This is a genomic window from Empedobacter sp. R750, from assembly GCF_030324345.1.
GTDB classification, from domain to species: domain Bacteria; phylum Bacteroidota; class Bacteroidia; order Flavobacteriales; family Weeksellaceae; genus Empedobacter; species Empedobacter falsenii_C.
Genome location: NZ_JACAGF010000005.1, coordinates 119,280 through 141,158, shown reverse-complemented (window position 1 = coordinate 141,158; position 21,879 = coordinate 119,280). Strand labels below are relative to the sequence as shown.

18 protein-coding genes are annotated in these 21,879 nt (G+C 31.2%); 10 read left to right on the top strand and 8 right to left on the bottom strand.

Annotated features, from left to right (window positions below; genetic code table 11):
- Window positions 1-37: 37 nt before the first annotated feature.
- The 4 genes from lpxB to HXZ74_RS07320 all read left to right on the top strand — a co-directional run bounded on the left by lpxB (window position 38) and on the right by HXZ74_RS07320 (window position 3,754).
- Window positions 38-1,150: a lipid-A-disaccharide synthase gene (gene lpxB, locus HXZ74_RS07335; protein WP_286474641.1), complete on the top strand. Its 1,113-nt coding sequence runs from the start codon at window positions 38-40 to the stop codon at window positions 1,148-1,150.
- Window positions 1,151-1,397: 247 nt separating this feature from the next.
- Entirely contained in the window at window positions 1,398-1,841 is a 444-nt protein-coding gene (locus tag HXZ74_RS07330; protein ID WP_280061869.1) for a hypothetical protein, read from the top strand.
- 13 nt (window positions 1,842-1,854) lie between these two features.
- Window positions 1,855-2,412 carry an RNA polymerase sigma factor gene (locus HXZ74_RS07325; protein WP_115002344.1) on the top strand — a complete coding sequence of 186 codons (558 nt, stop codon included), beginning with the start codon at window positions 1,855-1,857 and terminating at the stop codon, window positions 2,410-2,412.
- The gene (locus HXZ74_RS07320) at window positions 2,399-3,754 is read left to right on the top strand and encodes a porin family protein (RefSeq protein ID WP_115002342.1); all 1,356 of its coding nucleotides are present in this window, start codon (window positions 2,399-2,401) and stop codon (window positions 3,752-3,754) included. The genes HXZ74_RS07325 and HXZ74_RS07320 overlap by 14 nt, the downstream gene beginning before the upstream one ends.
- Window positions 3,755-3,770: 16 nt before the next feature.
- On the opposite strand, the gene HXZ74_RS07315 is transcribed toward HXZ74_RS07320, so the two are convergent.
- A complete protein-coding gene (locus HXZ74_RS07315) occupies window positions 3,771-4,208 on the bottom strand; it encodes a DUF2141 domain-containing protein (protein WP_280061871.1) in 438 nt (145 codons plus the stop codon).
- A 75-nt stretch (window positions 4,209-4,283) separates the two neighbouring features.
- Between HXZ74_RS07315 and HXZ74_RS07310 the strand changes: the two genes are divergently transcribed.
- Entirely contained in the window at window positions 4,284-6,248 is a 1,965-nt protein-coding gene (locus HXZ74_RS07310) for a ComEC/Rec2 family competence protein (RefSeq protein WP_280061872.1), read from the top strand.
- On the opposite strand, the gene HXZ74_RS07305 is transcribed toward HXZ74_RS07310, so the two are convergent.
- The 4 genes from HXZ74_RS07305 to HXZ74_RS07290 form a co-directional block, all read right to left on the bottom strand.
- Window positions 6,238-6,681, bottom strand: a complete 444-nt coding sequence (locus HXZ74_RS07305; protein ID WP_125348917.1) for a thioredoxin family protein — start codon at window positions 6,679-6,681, stop codon at window positions 6,238-6,240. The two genes, HXZ74_RS07310 and HXZ74_RS07305, sit on opposite strands and share 11 nt — an antisense overlap.
- 15 nt (window positions 6,682-6,696) lie before the next feature.
- The gene (locus tag HXZ74_RS07300) at window positions 6,697-8,781 is read right to left on the bottom strand and encodes a peptide MFS transporter (protein ID WP_115002336.1); all 2,085 of its coding nucleotides are present in this window, start codon (window positions 8,779-8,781) and stop codon (window positions 6,697-6,699) included.
- Between the two features lie 29 nt (window positions 8,782-8,810).
- The gene (locus tag HXZ74_RS07295; protein ID WP_286474640.1) at window positions 8,811-10,295 is read right to left on the bottom strand and encodes a peptide MFS transporter; all 1,485 of its coding nucleotides are present in this window, start codon (window positions 10,293-10,295) and stop codon (window positions 8,811-8,813) included.
- A gap of 171 nt (window positions 10,296-10,466) precedes the next feature.
- The gene (locus HXZ74_RS07290) at window positions 10,467-12,626 is read right to left on the bottom strand and encodes a S9 family peptidase (RefSeq protein WP_286474638.1); all 2,160 of its coding nucleotides are present in this window, start codon (window positions 12,624-12,626) and stop codon (window positions 10,467-10,469) included.
- Window positions 12,627-13,702: 1,076 nt separating this feature from the next.
- Between HXZ74_RS07290 and HXZ74_RS07285 the strand changes: the two genes are divergently transcribed.
- The gene (locus tag HXZ74_RS07285) at window positions 13,703-14,908 is read left to right on the top strand and encodes an IS256 family transposase (protein ID WP_286474635.1); all 1,206 of its coding nucleotides are present in this window, start codon (window positions 13,703-13,705) and stop codon (window positions 14,906-14,908) included.
- 68 nt (window positions 14,909-14,976) lie between these two features.
- Here HXZ74_RS07285 and HXZ74_RS07280 read toward each other — a convergent pair whose 3' ends face one another.
- From HXZ74_RS07280 to HXZ74_RS07270, 3 genes are all read right to left on the bottom strand, one after another.
- On the bottom strand, window positions 14,977-15,693 hold the full coding sequence (locus HXZ74_RS07280; RefSeq protein WP_115002331.1) for a GLPGLI family protein: 717 nt from the start codon (window positions 15,691-15,693) through the stop codon (window positions 14,977-14,979).
- Window positions 15,694-15,743: 50 nt separating this feature from the next.
- Window positions 15,744-16,517: a GLPGLI family protein gene (locus HXZ74_RS07275; RefSeq protein WP_286474633.1), complete on the bottom strand. Its 774-nt coding sequence runs from the start codon at window positions 16,515-16,517 to the stop codon at window positions 15,744-15,746.
- 74 nt (window positions 16,518-16,591) lie between these two features.
- Window positions 16,592-16,807 carry a hypothetical protein gene (locus HXZ74_RS07270; protein WP_280052017.1) on the bottom strand — a complete coding sequence of 72 codons (216 nt, stop codon included), beginning with the start codon at window positions 16,805-16,807 and terminating at the stop codon, window positions 16,592-16,594.
- A gap of 357 nt (window positions 16,808-17,164) precedes the next feature.
- Between HXZ74_RS07270 and HXZ74_RS07265 the strand changes: the two genes are divergently transcribed.
- The 4 genes from HXZ74_RS07265 to bglX all read left to right on the top strand — a co-directional run bounded on the left by HXZ74_RS07265 (window position 17,165) and on the right by bglX (window position 21,860).
- Window positions 17,165-18,520 carry a hydroxymethylglutaryl-CoA reductase gene (locus HXZ74_RS07265; protein ID WP_286474630.1) on the top strand — a complete coding sequence of 452 codons (1,356 nt, stop codon included), beginning with the start codon at window positions 17,165-17,167 and terminating at the stop codon, window positions 18,518-18,520.
- Between the two features lie 8 nt (window positions 18,521-18,528).
- Window positions 18,529-18,960, top strand: a complete 432-nt coding sequence (locus HXZ74_RS07260; RefSeq protein ID WP_280061876.1) for a pyrimidine dimer DNA glycosylase/endonuclease V — start codon at window positions 18,529-18,531, stop codon at window positions 18,958-18,960.
- Window positions 18,942-19,442: a YkgJ family cysteine cluster protein gene (locus HXZ74_RS07255; protein WP_280061877.1), complete on the top strand. Its 501-nt coding sequence runs from the start codon at window positions 18,942-18,944 to the stop codon at window positions 19,440-19,442. Before HXZ74_RS07260 ends, HXZ74_RS07255 begins: the two co-directional genes overlap by 19 nt.
- Window positions 19,443-19,574: 132 nt before the next feature.
- Window positions 19,575-21,860, top strand: a complete 2,286-nt coding sequence (gene bglX / locus HXZ74_RS07250) for a beta-glucosidase BglX (RefSeq protein WP_115002320.1) — start codon at window positions 19,575-19,577, stop codon at window positions 21,858-21,860.
- The last annotated feature ends 19 nt before the right edge of the window (window positions 21,861-21,879 follow it).

Sequence of the window (21,879 nt, the reverse complement as noted above, 5' to 3'; positions counted from 1 at the left end):
ATTTCTCCTATCTTTGTAAGAAGAAAAATGATTTCCATTGAAATACTATATCATTGCAGGTGAAGCTTCGGGCGATTTGCACGCATCGAACTTAATGAAAAAATTAAAATTAAAAGATCCACAAGCTGAATTCAGATTTTGGGGAGGAGATTTGATGCAAATGCAAGGCGGAACTTTAGTCAAACATTACAGAGATTTGGCGTTTATGGGTTTTGCTGAAGTTGTAATGAATTTAAGAACGATTTTAGGAAATATTTCGGTTGCTAAAAAAGACATCGAAACTTATCAGCCAGATGCAGTTATTTTAGTTGATTATCCTGGTTTTAATCTCAGAATTGCTGAATTTGTAAAAAGTCTTGGAATTAAAGTTTATTATTATATTTCGCCACAAATTTGGGCTTGGAAAACTGGTCGAGTTCATAAAATCAAAAAAGTTGTCGACAAAATGTTTGTGATTCTTCCGTTCGAAGAAGAATTTTATCAACGTTACAATTACAAAGTAGATTTTGTTGGAAATCCATTATTGGATTCGTTGAATAATCTACCACCAATTGATGAACAGCAATTTAGAAAAGATCATAATTTAGACGAAAGACCAATTATTGCTTTACTTCCTGGAAGCCGAACTCAAGAGATTAAAGTCAAATTACCTTTGATGCTTTCTGTTGAAAAAGATTTTCCCGATTATCAATTTGTTGTGGCTGGAGCACCTTCTCAACCAATCAATAATTATAAAAAAATCGCTGGAAATGATTTGAAAATTGTAGAGAATAAAACCTACGATTTATTGCGCGTTTCTCATGCAGCTCTGGTTACATCAGGAACAGCGACATTAGAAACTGCTTTACTGAAAATTCCAGAAGTTGTTTGCTACAAAGGAAATGCTATTTCGTACGAGATCGGAAAACGTGTTGTAAAAAACATTCGTTTTATTTCTTTAGTAAACTTGATTATGGACGAAGAAGTGGTGAAAGAGCTGATTCAATATGATTTAACTTACGAAAATATCAAACGAGAGTTAGATTTAATTTTAAATTCTCCTAAACGAGAAAAAATCATGAAAAGCTATGAAGAATTGTATCATAAACTTGGTGGAATTGGTGCTTCAGAAAGAACCGCTTCGCTAATTATTGAGGACTTAAAAAAATAATTTTAAAAAAAGTAAAAGTTTGACGCAACCTTTTATTGTTTTTTAAATCTTGTAAGCTATAGATGTCATTCAGATCTAATTATTAAAATGTTTCAGGATTGACTTAATTAAAGTTTACACCTATTCTAACAAAGTAATCCTCTTGATTTTCAAGGGGTTTTCTTATTCTATATATTAATTTCTTATTCTTTCACGCAACCTTTTCTAAAATCTATATCTTATTTTTATAACGATTAAAACTCATACAATGAAATTAATGAAAAGATTAAGCATGTTTGCTTTGGTAGGTATTTTAGGTTTATCAACATTTAGTTGTTTAAATAATGATGACTCAGATTTTGTAAACTATGGTTATTTTACAACAGAAGGAGTTACTGTTAATCAAGATTCTATTATGCCTATAAACCAAACAACAAATGTTAAAGTAAATTATTCAAAAACAAATTCTTGTCAAGAATTTATACAATTTAGTTTATTACAAGGCAGCAACGATTCTGTACATTACATTGGAGTTTTAGGTTCTCAAGGAAATGGACAATCATGTTTACCTGCAACAACTATCGAATCTAAAACTTTAAAATTTACTCCTAAAAAAGCAGGAAAATATACATTAAAGTTTTGGACTGGTAAAAACTCAGAAAATAAAGATACTTTTAACGATTCTATTGTCTTAAACATTAAAGAAAAATAAAGTCCAATAAGTTTTGAATAGTGACTCTCTTGAAATTTTAATCAAGCAATGTCAAGAACAAAATAGAAAAGCTCAAGAAGAAATTTATGTTGAGTTTTCGCCTGTTTTGTTCTCGATCTGTCTTCGTTATGCCGAAAATTACGAAGATGCGCAAGATATTTTTCAAGAGGGTTTTATTCATATCTTCAATAAAATAAATCAATTCAAGTTCGAAGGATCTTTTGAAGGTTGGATGAAACGGATAATGGTAAATCTTAATTTAGAAAAACTAAAAAAGAAGAATAATTTACCTTTTGAAGATTTCGAAAATCTCATTATAACACAAGAAGACGACAACGAAGTTGAAGAAGATTTTGATTATCAACAATTGTTAGAAGCCGTTCATAATCTTCCACCACAATACAGGCAAGTTTTTAACCTCTACGTTTTTGAAGAATATTCGCACCAAGAAATTGCAGAAATGCTGACCATTTCGGTTGGAACTTCAAAATCAAACTTATCAAGAGCACGAAATTTATTAAAACAAAAACTCAATCAATTAAAAACTGTCACAGAAGATGAACAAATTTGATCAACATATTAAAGATAAACTCTCGCAACCACAGCTTCCTCCGATGGATGCTTGGAAAAATATTCAGGAGAAATTAGACGAGAAAGAGAAGAAAAAACGAATCATTCCTTTATTTTATTGGATTGGTTCTACTGCCGCATGTTTAGTTGCTGGGATTTCTATTTATTATTTTAATCAAAATGATGCGGTTAACGTTAATCATATTCCAACGAATGAAGTTGTAAAAACGAAATCGACTTCTAAAGAATCTATCGAAAAAAATTGGAATAATATTGATCATACGAATGAAAATTCTTCTGATAAAAAGATTGTTTCTTCTGTAAAAAATTCGACTGAATCAAATCAAAAAACAATTCAACATTCAAATTCATATTTTGAAAATGTAATTGGAGAATCATCTTTATTTTCGAATATAATTCCAAATCAAAAAGAAGATAAAACACAAGAATTAGGTCAAACGAGATCAACTCAAAAAGATAATTTTGTTCAAAATAATTCTATAAATACTCCAAAAAATGAAGTTTCTGAGAAAGAAGTTAAACCTAACATTTTAGAGGAAAAACCATTAGAATTAGTTCTTCAAGAAGAAAAAAAGAAGGAAAAAGAGAAAGTAGAAATCAAACAGAAATCTCCACTTCTGACGGTCTCTTCGTACATCAATCCTACAAAAATGTTAGATTCTAAATCTATTTTAGCGGATGAATTTAACGATCATACTATCAAAAATAATTTGACTGTCGCTTACGGTGCAAAGATTTCTGTCCGTATAAATGATAAGATAAATGTCCGTTCGGGAATTTCAAAAGTTGAGTTAGAACAAAATACAACAAATATTAATTCGGGCATCAACATGGGTGTTTACGCGCTTTCTGCAAGCAATCCGAAAACTGCCAACAACATTACTTATCATAGTAATATTAGAGTTATTCCCGACCAATCAAACCAAAATGCTGTAATGACCATGTTGTCTTCTGAAACCAATACTATGGAACAAAAAGTTCATTATATCGAAGTTCCATTAGAAGTTGAATATAAATTGGCAAGTTTTGATAAATTCAATATTCTAGCAATAGCGGGAGGAAGTTATTATGCTGTAACGAAAAATTCTATTTCATTGGCTGATACTAATACAAGATCAAATTATAAATTAGGCGAAGCAAATAACTTAAATAATTCGAGTTATAGCGCTAACGCTGGGGTTAAGTTAGAATATAATTTATCAAATAAATCAAGTATAAATTTGGAACCAAATTATAGATATATGCTAAATCCATTGAAAAATGTAGATGCTAAAAATCCTTCTTTATTAGGATTGAATTTAGGTTTTTCAATTAAATTTTAACAAAAAAAGACGAAGATTATTCTTCGCCTTTGTTATTGTTTAGTTTGATTAGAATTGTATTATTTTCTTCAGTCATTTCCACTTTAGCTTCCTCAAAAGTTGGCTCACGCAAAATAGGATCTAAATTCTTAGAAAAACCATACGGTTCTTTACGCACACCCAAAAAACTTTTATCAAGCTGTTTATTATTGTTCGTATCCAAAAATACTTTTACCGCATAAAATGTTGGTTCAATATCTTTAAATACCGTTTCATACTTATCTATATCAGCAACTGGAACGTACAATTTCTTGAATGCATTTTGACCTTTTGTATAATTTTCTACATTTCTATAAAACTCTATAGCCAAATTTCCTTTCATTTTCTTAAGGTTTGTGATTGATAGTTTTACATCAATTTGAGCCATTGCCATTTGCGTAAAAAACAACACAACTAATATAAGAATCTTCTTCATTTCTCTATTTTTAAATTAATTCATTTACAAATAATTAAAACCAACTATTTGTAAATAAAATTATAAATTATTAGGATGAAAAAGTATCTCTTTTTTACCCTAACAATTTGTTTCTCAATCGGAATAATTTTATCCGAATTATTAATTCCTGCTACAAATTTACGAATTATATTTTTTTTACTAATTATTCTACTTTTTATCTCTTTGTTAAAAAATAATTATCGTCAAAATATCATCGCTTTTTTAGGCATTTCGATGATTTTAGGCTACTATATTCATCAAAATTATAATCGACATTCAAGAATTGACTTCGAATCTGTTTCAAAAATTCATTTGCTAAAAGTCGTTTATAGTTCTAATTCAACTGAAAAATATACCAATTACGTTGTAAAAGATATCGAAACGAATGAGCAAATATTACTTCATATAAAATCTCAACAACAAACTTTATATCCTAATGATGAAATCATCATTTTCGGAGAAAAAAGAGAAATTCAAGAACCATTTAATCCATATCAATTTGATTACAAACGTTTCTTAAACAGAAAAAGAATTTATTCTCAAATCTTTACAGATGAAATTATTTCTATTCACAAAGAAGGAAATGGTTTTAGGAATTGGGTTGCAAAATCGAAAGTGAAAATTCGAGAAAAGTTAACAGAACAAGGTTATTCGCTCGAAAGTAGAGCAATTATTTCGTCTATGCTTTTGGGGGATAGAACAGAGCTTTCTCAAGAACTAAATCAAAGTTATGTGGCGACCGGAGTTGTTCATATTTTATCTATTTCTGGTTTGCATGTGATGATGATTTACATGATTTTACAATTCGTTTTACAACCATTATTGAAGTTAAAACATGGTCGAAAAATTAGAATAATTATTAGCTTAATATTTATCTGGATTTTTGCTTTTTATGTCGAATTGGAACCGCCAGTTTTTCGTTCTGCGTTGATGATTACCATTTATTATATCAGTGAATTACTCAATCGTCCAAAAAATATTTTTCATACACTTTCGCTTTCTGCTTTTATCATTCTAGTTTTTCAACCTAATTATTTGTTTGATGTTGGCTTTCAACTAAGTTTTTCAGCAGTCTTTTTCATTGTTTGGCTCAATCCAATTTTCGAGCATTATTGGAAAGTAAAAAATAGTTTTCTGAAGAAAATCAAGATTATGATTGAAACAAGTTTATCTGCTCAATTGGGTACTTTACCAATTTCGGTCTTGTATTTTAATCAATTTTCTGGATTGTTTTTATTCGGAAATTTAGTCTTGATTCCAGCTTCTTTTTTGATGATTTGCGGTGGAATAATTAGTATTCTTCTCATCATTTTTGATCTTAATATTCCAATTTATACGTGGCTTTTCAATCATTTTATCTATTATTCAAATCAATATATTTATTGGTTAGCAAGTTTCAAGTTTATTGCGAAAGATGTTTATATCAGTTTGTTCACTGCTATTTTGATTGGCGTTATTTTATATATGTCGAAACCATTATTCTTGAAAAAATCTAAACTAGCCTTATTCGTTTGTCTAATATCTTTATTTCTAATTGAATCTGAACGATATTATCAAATTTATGAACTCAATCATTCGAATGAATTAATCGTTTTTAATCAATATAAGAATAGTATTATCGGGATAAGAAATCAACGAAGTTTAGCAATTTTAAGCGAAAATCCTTTGGATGAAAAAACTTATAATTTTACGATTAAACCCTATAAAATCCATGATCGAATAAAAAATGTTAGTTTCTACTCTTATGATTCAGACTTTAAACATCAACATTTTATCAAACATCCAAATTCTATCGAAACGAAGTCATTTAAACTCTTATTAAATGAAGAAGATTCAACACTTCCTTTTTATGTGTTAATTCATCAATCAAAGCTTTATCCTTTCGAAAATAATAACAAATTAAAAAGGGTAATTGCTGATGCCAGCAACTACCCTTCTATTGTTACAGAACTTGAAGAAACTTCTGATTCTGTTTTATGGAAAACCTCTCAACAAGGTTATTTCTCGATTAAATTTTGATATCGTTTATGAAATCTGTCGAACTGCGATAACCCAAAACAACTTTGTTGATATCTCCTTTTCCGTTCATCAAAACAGTTGCAGGATAGCTCAATTGTCCGTTTGTAAAGGCATACGCCATGTAATTCGCTTTAGCAGGCGCAATGTACGTGTACTGAATTCCCATAAATTTTACCATATCCTTTGTCTCTGCATCAAATTTTACCGCAATGTAATTTTTGTTCACATAATCTGCGACTTTATTATCTGTAAAAGTTTCTTTGTCCAAACGCTTACAGAATCCACACCAAGTTGTGTAGAAATTAATCAATACAGGTTTTTCTGGATGTGCTTTTATTTCCTTTGTTGCTTCGTCTAATGATAACCATTTAATTTCTTGTCCGAAAAGAAATGATGATAAAATTAGGGCAGCGATTGCTAAGCTTGATTTCATAAATTTCAATCTTTATTATTTAACTCCGTGCATCAATTTCTTCATGATTGGATTTAATGCGATAACGATTAAACCTGCTACAATTGGTACAATTGTAAAAATTAAGAAGAAAGTTGATAACGAATATTCTTTTGTAATATTTTCGATTTGACCTCCTAAAATGGCTGCCAATTTGTTACCAATTGCAATTGCAAGGTACCACATTCCGAACATAAATGCAATCATACGAGCTGGAACTAATTTCGATACGTACGAAAGTCCAACTGGAGATAAGCAGAGCTCGCCCAATGTGTGGAATAAATAAGCTAAAACTAACCAGATGATAGAAACGCGCACGCCTTCTGAAATTCCGTAAGAACCGAAAGCTAAGAATCCGAATCCGATTGCCATAATAATTAATCCTAAACCATATTTTACAGAAGCTGATGGATTATATTTAGAATCCCAAACACGAGAAACTAATGATGCTAATGCAATGATGAAGAATGAGTTTAATGTAGAGAACCAAGAAACGGTAATTTCTACTTGAGAATCTTTAATCTCTGCTACTTTCGCAGGAACAACTTCAGATGGTTTATTTTGATTTTTATATTCAGTATCTAATTTCACTAAACTTTCTGGAGAAACTAATACAAATTTGTCCCCTTCTTTGTGAATATTAATATCAGATCCTTTTGTTAAAGCGTCTTGAGAAGCTAAATTAATTGTTTCAGTAACAATTTTATCTGTAGAGTTTGCCACATAAGAAGCCGTAACTGGTGTTTTATCAAAAACAGGTTGACCTTCTTCGTTCATAACTTGTTTACCAGCATCGTCTAATTTAGCCGTTTCAATTGCTTGGTAAGAAACATCGTAAGAGTGAGAAGTCCAGTTATAGTTTAACATCCAAATTGCAGCAGCCCAAATTCCTAAGAAAGTAAATGCTAAAACAATATTAGATGCAGCCGCTTTTTTGAATGTTTGTTTTGCTAATAAAATCAATACATACGAGATAAACAATAATGGAACAACTGTTAATAATGTATTGAAAACATTGAATGCCATTGCAGCACCTCCAATCAAGTTACGTTCTGTATTATCACGCGCAAAGATTACCAATGATGTAGCTCCTTGCTCGAAAGACATCCAGAAGAAGATAACGAAGAATGCAAAGATAATTACCGCAATCATACGGTCGCGAACCACTTTTGTGTAATTTGCCAAACGACGAATTACCACAAAGAAGAACAAGAATAATGCTACTAAAATAACAACATTTTGTCCTGATAAACCTCCGATAGAGAATGGGAATAAGTTAATTCCACCAATTGCATTTAACGGATCATTGAACGCATAGCCTAATCCTAAAAGCGTCATAATAACGATTAAGATTTGATCTAAAACTGTAAATGGATTTGGTTTTTCTCCTGGTTCGTATTTTGGTGTATCATCGTCAGCCGTAATTTGATTTCCTGTTTTTGAAGGAACCTCACCGATATGCCCAAATAATGGTTTTGCTAACCAGAACTGTAATGTACCCAATAACATGAAGATTCCAGCTAAACCGAATCCCCAGTGCCATCCTACTTTTTCTGCTAAGAATCCACACAACATCATTCCGAAGAATGCACCAGCGTTAACTCCCATGTAGAATATTGTATAAGCACCATCCTTTTTCTCAGGAAAATCTTTGTACATTTCTGATAAGATAGATGTCATATTTGGTTTAAAGAATCCTGTTCCGATAACCAAACACGCCAATCCTAAATATAAAAAGATAGGTGTATCAAAAGCCATGAATGCGTGACCAAGAGTCATAATAATCGCACCAATTACAACTGCCCAACGATAGCCTATGTATTTATCAGCAATAATACCTCCAAAGATGGGCGTAATGTAAAGTAACATTGCGTATGTTCCATATAAAGCGGTTGCTTTTTCTATAGACCATTCCCAACCTGGATTTAACCCAATAACTGCAGCTGTTAAAAACTGAATTAATAAAACGCGCATTCCGTAGAATGAAAAACGCTCCCACATCTCTGTAAAGAAAAGCACGAACAATCCCGACGGATGTCCTAGTACTTTTGAATCAAAGAAATTTTCCGATTTTGAACTCATGTTTGTTTGTTAAAAGTATATCTTAAAAGTTATTTTACGTCTTGCATTAATTTGCGAATAAATGGAGACAATACGATGACAATAACACCTGCAACTAAAGAGTAAATTGCCAATTGTTGATAACCATCTGTGTAAGCCATTAATTTATCTGTTAAAGATGCTGTTGGACTAGGATCTGACATTCCAGCTCCTAAGATTCCTGCTAAATATTGCCCGTAAGCAGATGCTAAGAACCATAATCCCATCATCATTCCTCCTAAGTGTTTTGGAGATAATTTTGTTACCATTGATAATCCAATTGGTGATAAACACAACTCTGCAATTGTAACTGCAAAATATGCTAATGCAAATATTTCTAATGATGATAATCCATTTTCGTCAGCAAAGAATCTTAATGAATAGAAGATATAATAAGCCCCTGCTAACATCAAGAAAGCTAAACCAAATTTTACAACTGTGTTTGGCTCAATTTTCTTTTTCGCCATCCATAACCAAACTAATCCCAATAAAGGTGAGAAAATAATAACATACAATGAGTTTGCACTATTATTCACAATGTTTGGATCTAATGGGACGCTAAATAAAGTTGAATGTAAGTTTTTGTTTGCAAACAAAGCTAAAGAACCTCCTGCTTGCTCAAAAATTGCAAAGAATAAAATAGAGAACGTAATCATGATAAAAGCAGCAATAAACTTACTTTTTTCTTTAGAACTTGGTATTTTATATAATTGAATTAAATAATAAATAATAGCCAATGGTCCTACAGTAAACATAAACATATCTGTATATGCTGTATTATGAATCATGATAAAAATTAAAGGAATACAAACCAATGCTCCTACATATACTGCGACTTCTCTAATTAATCTTTTCTTAGGATCCATCTTTTCTAATGGAGAATCTCCGATTGGTCCCAGCTCGTTACGGATAAATAAGAATAAAACAACTCCAATTATCATTACGATACCAGCTGCTAAGAAAGCATAATTCCAACCAACTTGTTTACCTAAATAAACACAAACGATACCTCCTAAAAAAGCACCAATGTTGATTCCTGAATAAAATAAACCGAATCCGGCATCACGTCTTGGATCATCTGCTTTGTACAGTTCTCCAACCATCGAAGAAATATTTGGTTTGAAAAAACCTGTTCCAATAATACTTAATGTAATTCCGTAATAGAAAAATTGATGAGGATCTGTTGCAATTAATAAGTTTCCTGCAACCATTACCAACCCTCCGAAGACTAATGATTTTTTGAACCCTAAGATTCTATCTGCAAAAATACCTCCGATAAAAGTAAATGCGTAAACAAAGGCTTGGATTGCTCCATATTTTAAATTTGATTCTGCATCCGTTAATCCCAACATATCTACCATAAAAATGGCAAGAACTCCTCTCATTCCATAGAAGCAGAAACGCTCCCACATTTCTACCATAAACAAATGCCAAAGCTGTTTTGGGTATTTCCCTTCAAAGTTTTGAATTTGCTCTAAAGTTAATTTTTGACTCATAATTTCTTTAACTAAGCGCTAATATATCATTTAGATTTTATTAGCAATCAACGAAAATAAAAAAAACCTCCGACAATGCAGAGGTTTTTTTTGTTTAATGTATGATTTTTGTCAATTTGAATAATGTTTCATCTTATTCATTGGCGTATTCTAATAAATACAGCTTTTTTCTTACAAATTCTTCTTGATAAAGTTTGTCATTTTACGGTAAAGCTGAATACGCGTGTTTCCACCATAAATCCCATGATCTTTATCGGTATAAATTGCCATATCAAAATCTTTATTCGCTTGTACCAACGCTTCCGATAATTCGAATGTGTTTTGTGGATGTACATTATCATCAGCAGAACCAGAAATTAATAAGAAATTACCTTTCAACTCGTTTGCATAATTAATTGGTGAATTGTCATCATAACCAGCTGCATTTTCTTCTGGTGTACGCATAAAACGCTCTGTATAAACAGAATCATAATAACGCCAGTTTGTTACAGGAGCAACAGCAATTGCCGCTTTGAACACATCATTCCCTTTGAATAATACATTCGAAGCCATGAAACCTCCGTAAGACCACCCCCAAATTCCGATACGAGATTTATCTACATAAGGTAAATTACCAATCTCTTTCGCCGCAGCAATTTGATCCTCTACCTCATATTTTCCTAATTGTAAATATGTTTGTTTCTTGAAAGCTTCTCCTTTGTATCCCGTTCCACGACCGTCAACACAGAAAACAATGTAACCTTCTTGGGCCAACATCATGTGCCAATAATCATTTGAGTTGAAATACGCATTGTTTACATTCTGAGAACCCGGTCCAGAATATTGATACATCAAAACTGGGTATTTTTTAGTTGGATCAAAGTTCTTTGGTTTGATTACATAAGCATTCAACTCATTTCCAGCCGCAGTTTTCAACACAAATAATTCTTTTGTTCCAATATTATCTGTATTCAATTTATCTTTTAAAGAAGTATTCTCAACAATAACACCCAAATCTTTACCAGATTTAGATTCTACTAAACTAATTGTTTTTGGAGTCGTTGTATTCGAAAAAGTATTAATGAAATAAGTAAAATTCTTACTGAAAGCAGCCGAATTTGTTCCATTATTTTTCGTCAACATTGTAGTTTTCTTACCATCTAAACTAACCGAAGAAATTTGTCTTTCTGTCGAAATACGTTTTCCATTATTCGAGTTAGATTGATAATAAAGTGTTTTATTACCAGGATTATACCCATAGTAATTCGTTACCTCCCAATCTCCTTTCGTCACTTGGTTAATTAGCTTTCCGTTATCTGCATAATGGTAAATATGGTTATTTCCATCGCGCTCAGAAGTCCATAAGAACGAATTATCTGCTAAAAACTCTAACGTTAAATTATCCGTTTCTATCCACGCTTTATTTGTTTCAGTAAATAATTTATTTACTTTTTTCGTGTTGATATCATAAAACGAAACATCTACATTATTTTGATGACGGTTAGACGTTACAACCGTTAATAAATTCGCTTTTGTAGAGAACTTAATTTTAGGAATATAATAATTCTGAACTCCGCCTAAATTAACATTTGCAGTTGAGTTATTCTTCGTATCAAAAACATGTAACGAAACTTCCGAATTATCTTGCCCTGCCTTTGGATATTTGTAACGTAATTCTTGTGGATAAAGATTGTTGTGGTAAATCGGAATATTAATTTCTTTCACTTTCGATTCGTCAAAACGAACATAAGCCAAAGATGTTCCATCAGCATTCCAATCAAAATTTCTTACGAAACCAAATTCTTCTTCATAAACCCAATCATTAATCCCGTTGATAATATTATTCTTTTTACCATCAGTCGTAACTTGCGTTACCTTGTTCGATTTTAAGTCTTGAATGTATAAATTATTCTCAAAAGCAAAAGCTACCTTAGAAGCATCTGGCGAAAACAAAGGCTCTTGAATTCCTTTTCCATCAAATAACAATACTTTCGATTTTGTTTGCGTATCATACACCTCAAACTTTGCTGTAAACGAATGACGATAAATTTGGTGCGGATTAGTTTGCAATAAAACGTAACGCTCATCAGAACTAAATTCATAACCTTCAAACTTTCCTGGAACGACAACAATATCAGAAGTCTGACCTTTTTTCAATGTCGATTCGTACGAACGTTTTACCAATCCGTCTTTTGTCAGAATAGTATAATTTTCTCCATCGTTCAATGAGTTCACACCGTACAATGAATTTTCGCGGTATTTTCCGCCATATATCCCTTCAATGGTTATTTGTTGTGCATAAGAATAAGCGCCCATCGCAAGGACAGCCAAACTTAAAATAAATTTTTTCATATTAATTTTCTAATCATGTGAGTTCAAACAATCAAATATAAACAATTCTATTTTCTCAAATAACACATTTCCTCGAATAATCCATTATAATCGTTCATATAAACGAAAAACTCTTCACTATTTTATATTTTAAACAATTTACAGATAATCGTATTTCATCATTCTTATCAAAAATATTTTTTATTCAAAAAAAAAATACTTAAATTAATCAAATATTTGTAATTTAATCATTTAAACAATACAAATTACATTTTTTACAAAAAGTGACCACAAATGTCCGGTTTTGTCCACTTCTGTCCTCCAGTATTTTTATCAACAATATGTTTTAGTTAATTGAAACTCCTATACAAACCTCTGTATATCTATGTTTCACATCATCTCGAAAAATAGCTCATTTTACTCTTGTTCGACCATCGTTCGACAAACTTGCGGAAAAATGCACCTTTGCGAGGACAATGGTCGAAGAACGGTCGAAGAAAACACGAATAAACTCTGTAGAGATTTATAAAAAAAAATAATAATGTTGCAGTAAAAAATTAGTACGAAAGAAAAATAATTTTGTCTGATATGAATACCTTCACTCAACGATAAAATGCGTCTTTCAGAGCATTTTAAATTACAAATTTGTTTATTCAAAACTGCACTCTCACGCAATCAGTGTTTTAACCTAAAAATCTTAGGTGTATAATAATGATTATGTTTAATAGACCTTAATAATGTAAATATTGTTTATTTTCTATTTGAAAAATGATTTCTTATTCCTTTCATCATGTTAAGATAAATAAGTCTTATACCTTTTCTTATACTGTATTTTTTTTAGGATTTCCAAATCAAGATGAAACAAATGATGGAAGAAGAATGAATTGACAAACGAACACAGTTGCCAATACTTTTATTCAACACGTAATAGGGTCGATTAATAAACTAATTTTATCAATTTGATAGATATAAAAAAAGGATTTTTAAAACAAAATCCTTTTTATAGGCAATATCCAAAAAACTGTGTAAACATAAATTAAGGTGGGTTTAGTAACTCACCTTATTTATTTTATTAAATTTATAAAACACAGTTTATTATGAAAAAATCTGTAGCCCAATTCATCCAAGATCAAGGTCATTTAGAAGGGATCAAAACCCAAGAAGATCTAAGTAAATTATTAAAAGAATTGCATTCTGATTTATTAGAAGCCATGCTACAAGGCGAACTTGAAGCCCATTTAGGTTACTCAAAAAATGAGAAAAGTGACAATTCCAATGCACGTAATGGCACAACTTCAAAACGTTTAAAAAGCGAATATGGGGAATCTACAATAGAGGTTCCTCGAGATCGAGAAGGAAGTTTTGATCCAATTATTGTCCCAAAACATCAATCCAAATCAGTTTCTGTTGAAAATATGGTTATTTCGTTATACGCTAAAGGTCTAAGTGTTTCGGATATTGAGCAGGAACTTTACGAATTATACGGCTATAAACTCTCTACATCAGCAATATCCATCATTACTGATAAAGTAAATAGTCAAGTTTTGGATTGGCAAAATCGTCCTCTAGAATCTATTTATTGCATTGTTTGGATGGATGGCATTGTGTTTAAAGTTCATCAAGGCGGAAAAGTAATCAATAAAACGATTTATCTAGCTGTTGGTTTAAACCGTGAAGGTCACAAAGAAATCCTTGGAATGTGGCTTGAAGAGAACGAATCTGCTGCTTTTTGGCAAGGTGTGATGACGGATTTAAAAGCGCGTGGCGTAGAAGATATTTTGGTTACAGTAACTGATAATTTAAACGGATTTACACAATCTATAACCAATATTTTCCCTCAAGCGAACACACAAATTTGCGTGGTTCACCAGATTAGAAACTCTGCTCGATACGTAGTCTGGAAGGATAAAAAAGAATTTACCTCAGACATGAAACTCATTTACAATGCGCCAAACAGAGAGATGGCTGCTTTAGAATTAGATCGTTTTGCAGAAAAATGGATTCAAAAATATCCCTACGCAATGCAATCTTGGAGAAATAATTGGGACGAATTAACTGTATTTTTTGACTTTCCTATTGAAATCAGAAAAATTATTTACACCACCAACCTTATCGAAAATTTGAATGGAAAAGTCCGAAAATATACCAAAAATAAACTAGTATTCCCAACAGATGACGCGCTCAAAAAGTCAGTTTATCTATCGTTAATGCAAATCTCAAAAAAATGGACACAACCAATTCATAATTGGGGAATAATTTTAAATCAATTTTTAACTATATTTGAAAAAAGGGTTCAACTATAAAAAAGTCAAACCCACCTGAAATATATTTACACAAAATTTTGGACAGTGTCTTTTTATATGTTTTTTAATTATTGTTTAAATAATTCATTAAATTTTCTCTCCTCCTCTTTCATCATTTCATCAAATTCTACTTGAGTTATCGATTTACCTTTTGTTGGTTTATTTATTTTTAATTTATCACTCACTTCAACTTTTGTTGCTAAATAAATTTGTTTGTTTACGGAATTTTCTTCTTTATTCGTCAAAATTAATTTTAGAATAATTCCTGGTAATCCTTCATAATTAGAAGGTCCATTTTTTATTTTAATTGTTGACGCATACCAAGCTTCAACAAATGAATTTTCAGAAACTTGTAAAGTTGCTTTTTTAACATCGAACCCTAAAATTTTATCTTTATCTTTTGCTAATATCCAATTTTTGGTTGTTATAGAATCGGTTATTAACATTTTTTTTCCGTTATAGTTCACTTCAGAAAGAGTTGATTTGTCAACTAAATTTTTATAATAAATTCCTCCTGGTCCACTTATAAAGGAAATTGAGACTCCTGATCTACCCTGAGAGTTATCAATTCTATCTATTCTTTGGAAAAGCGATTCTTTATCAGAACTTAAAAACTCAAAATACAATCTATTTTCGTTACTGTTTTTTAATCGTTCTTTGACAACAGCATCTTTTGCATTTTCAATATCAAATTCATTTCGAAATTCGTATTCTATTTGTATTTTTTCTTGACAAAATGTATTTACAAAACACAATAACATTACAAATGAAAGTATATTTTTCATATAGATTCTTATTTTTTTCTAATTTCTGTGGCTTTGGATAGTTAATTGAATCATAAATTATTTTCCCATTCAAATTTCAGTTCAATATCATCTCTTTCTGGTTCTGGAAACTGAAAATTACTATCTATTTTTCTTAATTTTTCTTTTATTCTTTCTGGTGTCGAAAATTTATATTTAGGATAAAACTTTATATCGTATTCTTTGTATTTTGGATTTTTATAAAATTTTTTAAATTCATCTTCTTTTAATTTACTAAATTTTACTAATTCCCAAGAGTATCTATTAATATTTTCTTTTGCTTCTACAATAGCTCCAGGTAATCCATTAAGTTTCCATGGACCTATACTAACAGGTATATCTAAAGTGTACCAAACTTCATAGTTTCGTCCTCTAAAATTTGATGTTGCTTTTTTTAAATTAAGATTATTTTTTATTTTTGTTTCATCAGTTAGAAGCCATTTTATTTTGGGTGTTTTTTCTTTAAATATCATCATCTCTATATCTATTTGATCTTGTGTCAAAGTTAATGAGTCTTTAAAATTGTTATAAATAACTATATCATCTATTATATCATCTCCTAACATTATCATATTATCATCCGTTGAATTTTCTGTTTTTATACCTTTTTTTAAAACAGTGTATACACTTTCTTTTGTTTTTGTATTATACTCTAAAATAGCATTATAACTAGAATATCCTACCATTGGCATATTATCACCAAATTTATATTCCAATTTATAAACCTGCCCAAATAAATTCGTATTTATTAAAGTTACTAAAATAACAATTAAAAAGTTCTTCATTTTATGTTGTTTTGTATTCATTTTTTATGACCAATTGCATCAAAAAAAATCAATGTATACGTATACATTGATTTTTTTTGATGCAATTTTTTTTATTAAAATTGAGAAGCGTATTCTCTAGCTTTATTATTACAATCTGATTCAGAAGAAGCATATACAATAGTGTACCCTACTAATTTACCATTTTTATAAACACTAATTTCGCAAGATCCAAAATCAGTTTTAACAATTTTTGTAAAATTCCCTGTTCCAGCGAATGCAGAAGATGCTCCTAATAAAGCAAAAGCTCCTAATAATAAAATTTTCTTCATTTTTACTTAGTTTAATTTGTTAATCTTTACTAAACTAAATATTAATATTTATATAATCAAATTTTAAGTACTTAATTATTAGAATGAAACATTTTTACATTAGAATTGTGATTTAATCAAACTCTATAACACCTTTTATGTTAAGTAAAAGGTGTTTTAACGTGTTTAAAAATATCAATCTTATTTCGTAGCTATTTGCCTTCAAAAAAAGGATTGAATCCACACAACAAGCCTCTATTTATTGCACTCCCTTAATTTGCTATTCTACTAAATCGTTAAAAATTAATCAAAAAACAGAAGAAGTATCTTATAACATTCAAAACGTTTGTACTTTTGTCTTATAAAAAAATATCCAATATGAAGCATCAAGCAGTAGAAGGTTTTTCGAAATTATCGAAAGAAGGAAAAATTGAATGGGTTGTCAATGAATATTTGAATGGCGATGAAAAAGCAATTCAAATCATGAAACAATATTGGAATGATGATGCAGATTTACAAAAACTGCACGACGAATTTTCAGAAAATACAGTTTCTAATTTCTATATGCCGTTTGGTTTAGCGCCAAACTTTTTAATCAACGACGAATTATATGCTATTCCAATGGCAGTTGAAGAGTCGTCTGTTGTTGCTGCGGCTTCTAAGGCTGCGAAGTTTTGGCAAACTCGTGGTGGTTTCAAAACAACTATTTTATCTACAACAAAATTAGGTCACGTTCATTTTATGTACGAGGGTGATAAAGAAAAATTGCAAAATGCGTTTGAAACAACGATTAAAAATCAATTAATCGAAACGACAAATGATATCACAAAAAACATGCGTGCGCGTGGTGGTGGTATTTTGGCTTTAGAACTAATTGATAAAACTGCTAATTTAGAGAACTATTATCAAATAAAAGCTTCTTTCGAAACGATGGATTCGATGGGTGCTAACTTCATCAATTCATGTTTAGAGCAATTCGCCAAAACATTACGAAACGAAATCGAAGCTGATTCTACTTTTACAGATGATGAAAAAGATTCAATTCAAATCGTGATGTGTATTTTATCGAATTATACGCCAGATTGTATTGTTCGTGCAGAAGTTTCTTGTCCAGTTGAGCAATTAGCAGAAGGAAATGTAACATCAGAAGAGTTTGTGGAGAAATTTTCTCGCGCTGTTCGAATTGCAGAAATAGAGCCTTATCGTGCAACAACGCACAACAAAGGAATTATGAACGGAATTGATGCTGTTGTCATTGCAACAGGCAACGATTTTCGTGCTGTAGAGGCTTGTGCGCATACGTATGCCGCAAAAGATGGTCAATATTCTTCATTAACACATTGCGAAGTAAAAGATGGAATTTTCCGTTTTTGGATTGATTTACCAACTGCGCTTGGAACAATTGGTGGATTGACAGCTTTACATCCTTTAGTAAAATTAGCGATGGGAATTCTTGGAAAACCGAATGCTAAAGAATTGATGGGATTTGTTGCTGTTGCTGGATTAGCGCAAAACTTTGGTGCATTGCGTTCTTTGGTTACAACTGGAATTCAGAAAGGTCACATGAAGATGCACTTAATGAATATCTTAAATCAGTTAGAAGCAACCGAAGAAGAAAAGAAATATTTTGTCAATTATTTCAAAGATAAAACGGTTTCACATCACAATGTTATCGAGGAGTTTTGCAGATTACGTGGTGTAAAAAATGTAGAAGACATCAAAAAAGATAAATAAACTAACAAATGCGAATTTGGTCTGTTCATCCAAAATATCTCGATGCAAAAGGAATTGTAGCGCTTTGGCGCGAAACGCTTTTGGCAAAAAATGTTTTGGAAGGCAATACTAAAGGTTATAAAAATCATCCGCAATTAATTCGCTTCAAAGCTGTCAAAAAGCCGCTTGAAGCGATTAATCAATATTTGGCAGAAGTTTGGGACGAAGCCACAAGACGAGGTTATAGCTTTGACCGAAATAAAATTGATTTTGATTTCAAAAAGATTAAAATTGAGGTCACAATAGGTCAAATGCAATATGAATTCAACCATTTATTAAAGAAGTTAGAACAAAGAGATCCAGAGCGATTCAAACAATTTGAAAACCTCAAAATGGTTGATTGCGCGGAGATTTTCGAAGTAAAAGAAGGAGAAATAGAAAAATGGGAGATCATTTCTTAGAAGAATATTTTGCGAAAGCAAAAGAAAAACAACGTGAGCACAAAAAGTTTTTGGAAAAGTTGAAAAAGAAACCACCAAAAAACTTGGATCAAAAAATGGAAGAAATTCACGAAGATGTTTTCAATCGCATCGATTGTCTTTCTTGCGCGAATTGTTGCAAAACAACTGGTCCGCTTTTTACGCAAAAAGATATTGAGCGTTTAGCGCATGTTTTTCGCATCAAACCAAGTCAATTTATTGATAAATATTTACGAATTGATGAGGACAATGATTACGTTTTGCAACAAGTTCCTTGTCCATTTTTGGATAGTGAAAATTATTGTTTGGTTTACGAAGATCGCCCGAAAGCTTGCCGTGAATATCCACATACAGATCGCAAAAAGTTTTATCAAATTAATCATCTTACCCTAAAAAATACGCTAATTTGTCCTGCAACTTATGAAGTTGTGGAACAAATGCAGAAAGAAATTAACATCAAATAAGATTCTTTTTTTTAAATTAGAATCTTATTTGGTTTTTCACGTTAAGTGAATTTACCTCAACAATAGAAATTCTATTTTTCTATTCTTTGCTTTTTATTAAGCACATTACCACAAAAAAACAAAAATTACATTATGAGAAAAAACTTCATCTTATTGGTGACTGCTTTAGGAATGTCTTTTTCATTTGGTCAAAAAATTAAATTTGATTCAAAAAAAACTCAAGATCAGTTTATTTCTGAAATCATGAGTCAAATGACTTTAGAAGAAAAATTGGGACAACTAAATTTCCCCACTTCTAATGATTTTATAACAGGATCAGCACAGAGTACTGATGTTGGAAAAAAAATTGAATCTAGTTTAGTTGGAGGACTATTTAATATAAAAGGCGTTGATAAAATAAAAGAGATGCAACGCATCGCTATTGAGAAAAGTCGTTTAGGAATTCCTTTATTATTTGGAATGGATATTATTCATGGATATGAAACCGTTTTCCCTATTCCACTTGCTTTATCTGCTACATTTGATATGAACGCAATTGAAAAGTCTGCTCGAATATCTGCTAAAGAAGGAACTGCTGACGGAATACAATGGACTTTTTCGCCAATGGTAGATGTTAGTCGTGATCCGCGTTGGGGACGAATTGCGGAAAGCGCAGGTGAAGATCCATATTTAGCAAGTAGATCAGGTGAAGCAATGATTAAAGGTTATCAAGGAAATGATCTTTCTCTTAAAAACACTATGATGGCTACAGTAAAACATTTTGCTTTATACGGAGCATCTGAAGCTGGAAGAGATTACAATCATGTAGATATGAGTCGTTGGGCAATGTACAACACATATTTTCCTCCATATAAAGCCGCAGTTGATGCAGGAGTAGGCTCTGTAATGACCTCTTTTAACGTGGTTGATGGGATACCTGCCTCTGGGAATAAATGGTTAATGACAGAAGTTTTGAGAAATCAATGGGGTTTCAAAGGATTAGTTGTAACGGATTATACAGCGATTAATGAAATGATTAATCACGGAATTGGAGATTTACAAACAGTTTCGGCAATGTCTTTAAATGCAGGATCAGATATGGACATGGTTGGTGAAGGATTTTTAACTACAACCAAAAAATCATTAGATGAAGGTAAAGTAAAAATTGGAACAATTGATCAAGCTGTAAAGCGAGTTTTAGAAGCGAAATATAAACTAGGTTTATTTGAAGATCCATATCGTTATACAGATCCTAAACGTGCAAAGACAGAAATATTTACAAAAGAGAATAGATCAGAAGCAAGAAAAGTAGCTGCTGGATCTATGGTTTTATTGAAAAATGACAAACAAGTTTTACCACTAAAAAAAGATACTAAAATTGCGTTAGTTGGACCTATGGCGGATGCATCTGATAATATGCCTGGAACTTGGGCAATCGCAGCAAGATACAATGATGCAATTTCTTTGAAAAAAGCGTTATCAAATAAAAATATCATTTACGCACAAGGAGCTAATTTAGTTGAAAATAAAGTTGATTTTGACAATGCCACAATCTTTGGAAAAAAGCCAAAATGGGACGAAAGAAATGCAGACGTCTTAATAAAAGAAGCTGTTGAAGCTGCTAAAAAATCAGATGTAATTGTAGCTGCTGTTGGAGAATCATCTGAAATGAGCGGTGAAAGTAGTAGTAAAACAAACTTAGACATCTCTTCAACTCAAAAAAAATTACTACAAGCTTTGTATGATACAGGAAAACCTGTCGTCGTAGTTCTTTTCACAGGTCGAGCAATGACTATTGGAGAAGAAAACGAGAAAGCAACAGCCATATTAAACACTTGGTTTGGTGGTACTGAAGCTGGAGATGCAATTGCGGATGTTTTATTTGGTGATGTTAATCCAAGCGGAAAATTGCCTATTACATTTCCTCGTAGTGTTGGTCAAATCCCAATTTATTACGCACATTACAACACAGGTCGTCCGATTAGTAAAGATGCAAATGATAATTGTAAATTCGAAAAATATCGTTCTAATTATTTAGATCAATGTAATACACCTCTTTATCCATTTGGCTATGGACTATCATATACAACATTTACTATCTCTGATCTTAAGTTAAACAAAGTTTCTATCAACCAAAATGAATCGCTAACAGCTACAGTTCAACTAAAAAACAATGGAGATTATGACGGCGCAGAAGTTGTGCAATTATATATTAAAGATGTTTTCGGAAGTACTGTAAGACCGGTTAGAGAATTAAAAGGTTTTCAAAAAATATTCTTGAAAAAAGGCGAATCTAAACAAGTTACTTTTACGATAAAACCTGACGATTTAAAGTTTTATAATTCTGAACTAAAATTTGTTTCAGAACCAGGAGATTTTGAAGTGTATGTTGGTAATTCTTCGAATGCTGATTTGACCTCAAAATTTACTTTGAACTAATCATATCAAAAAACCCAAG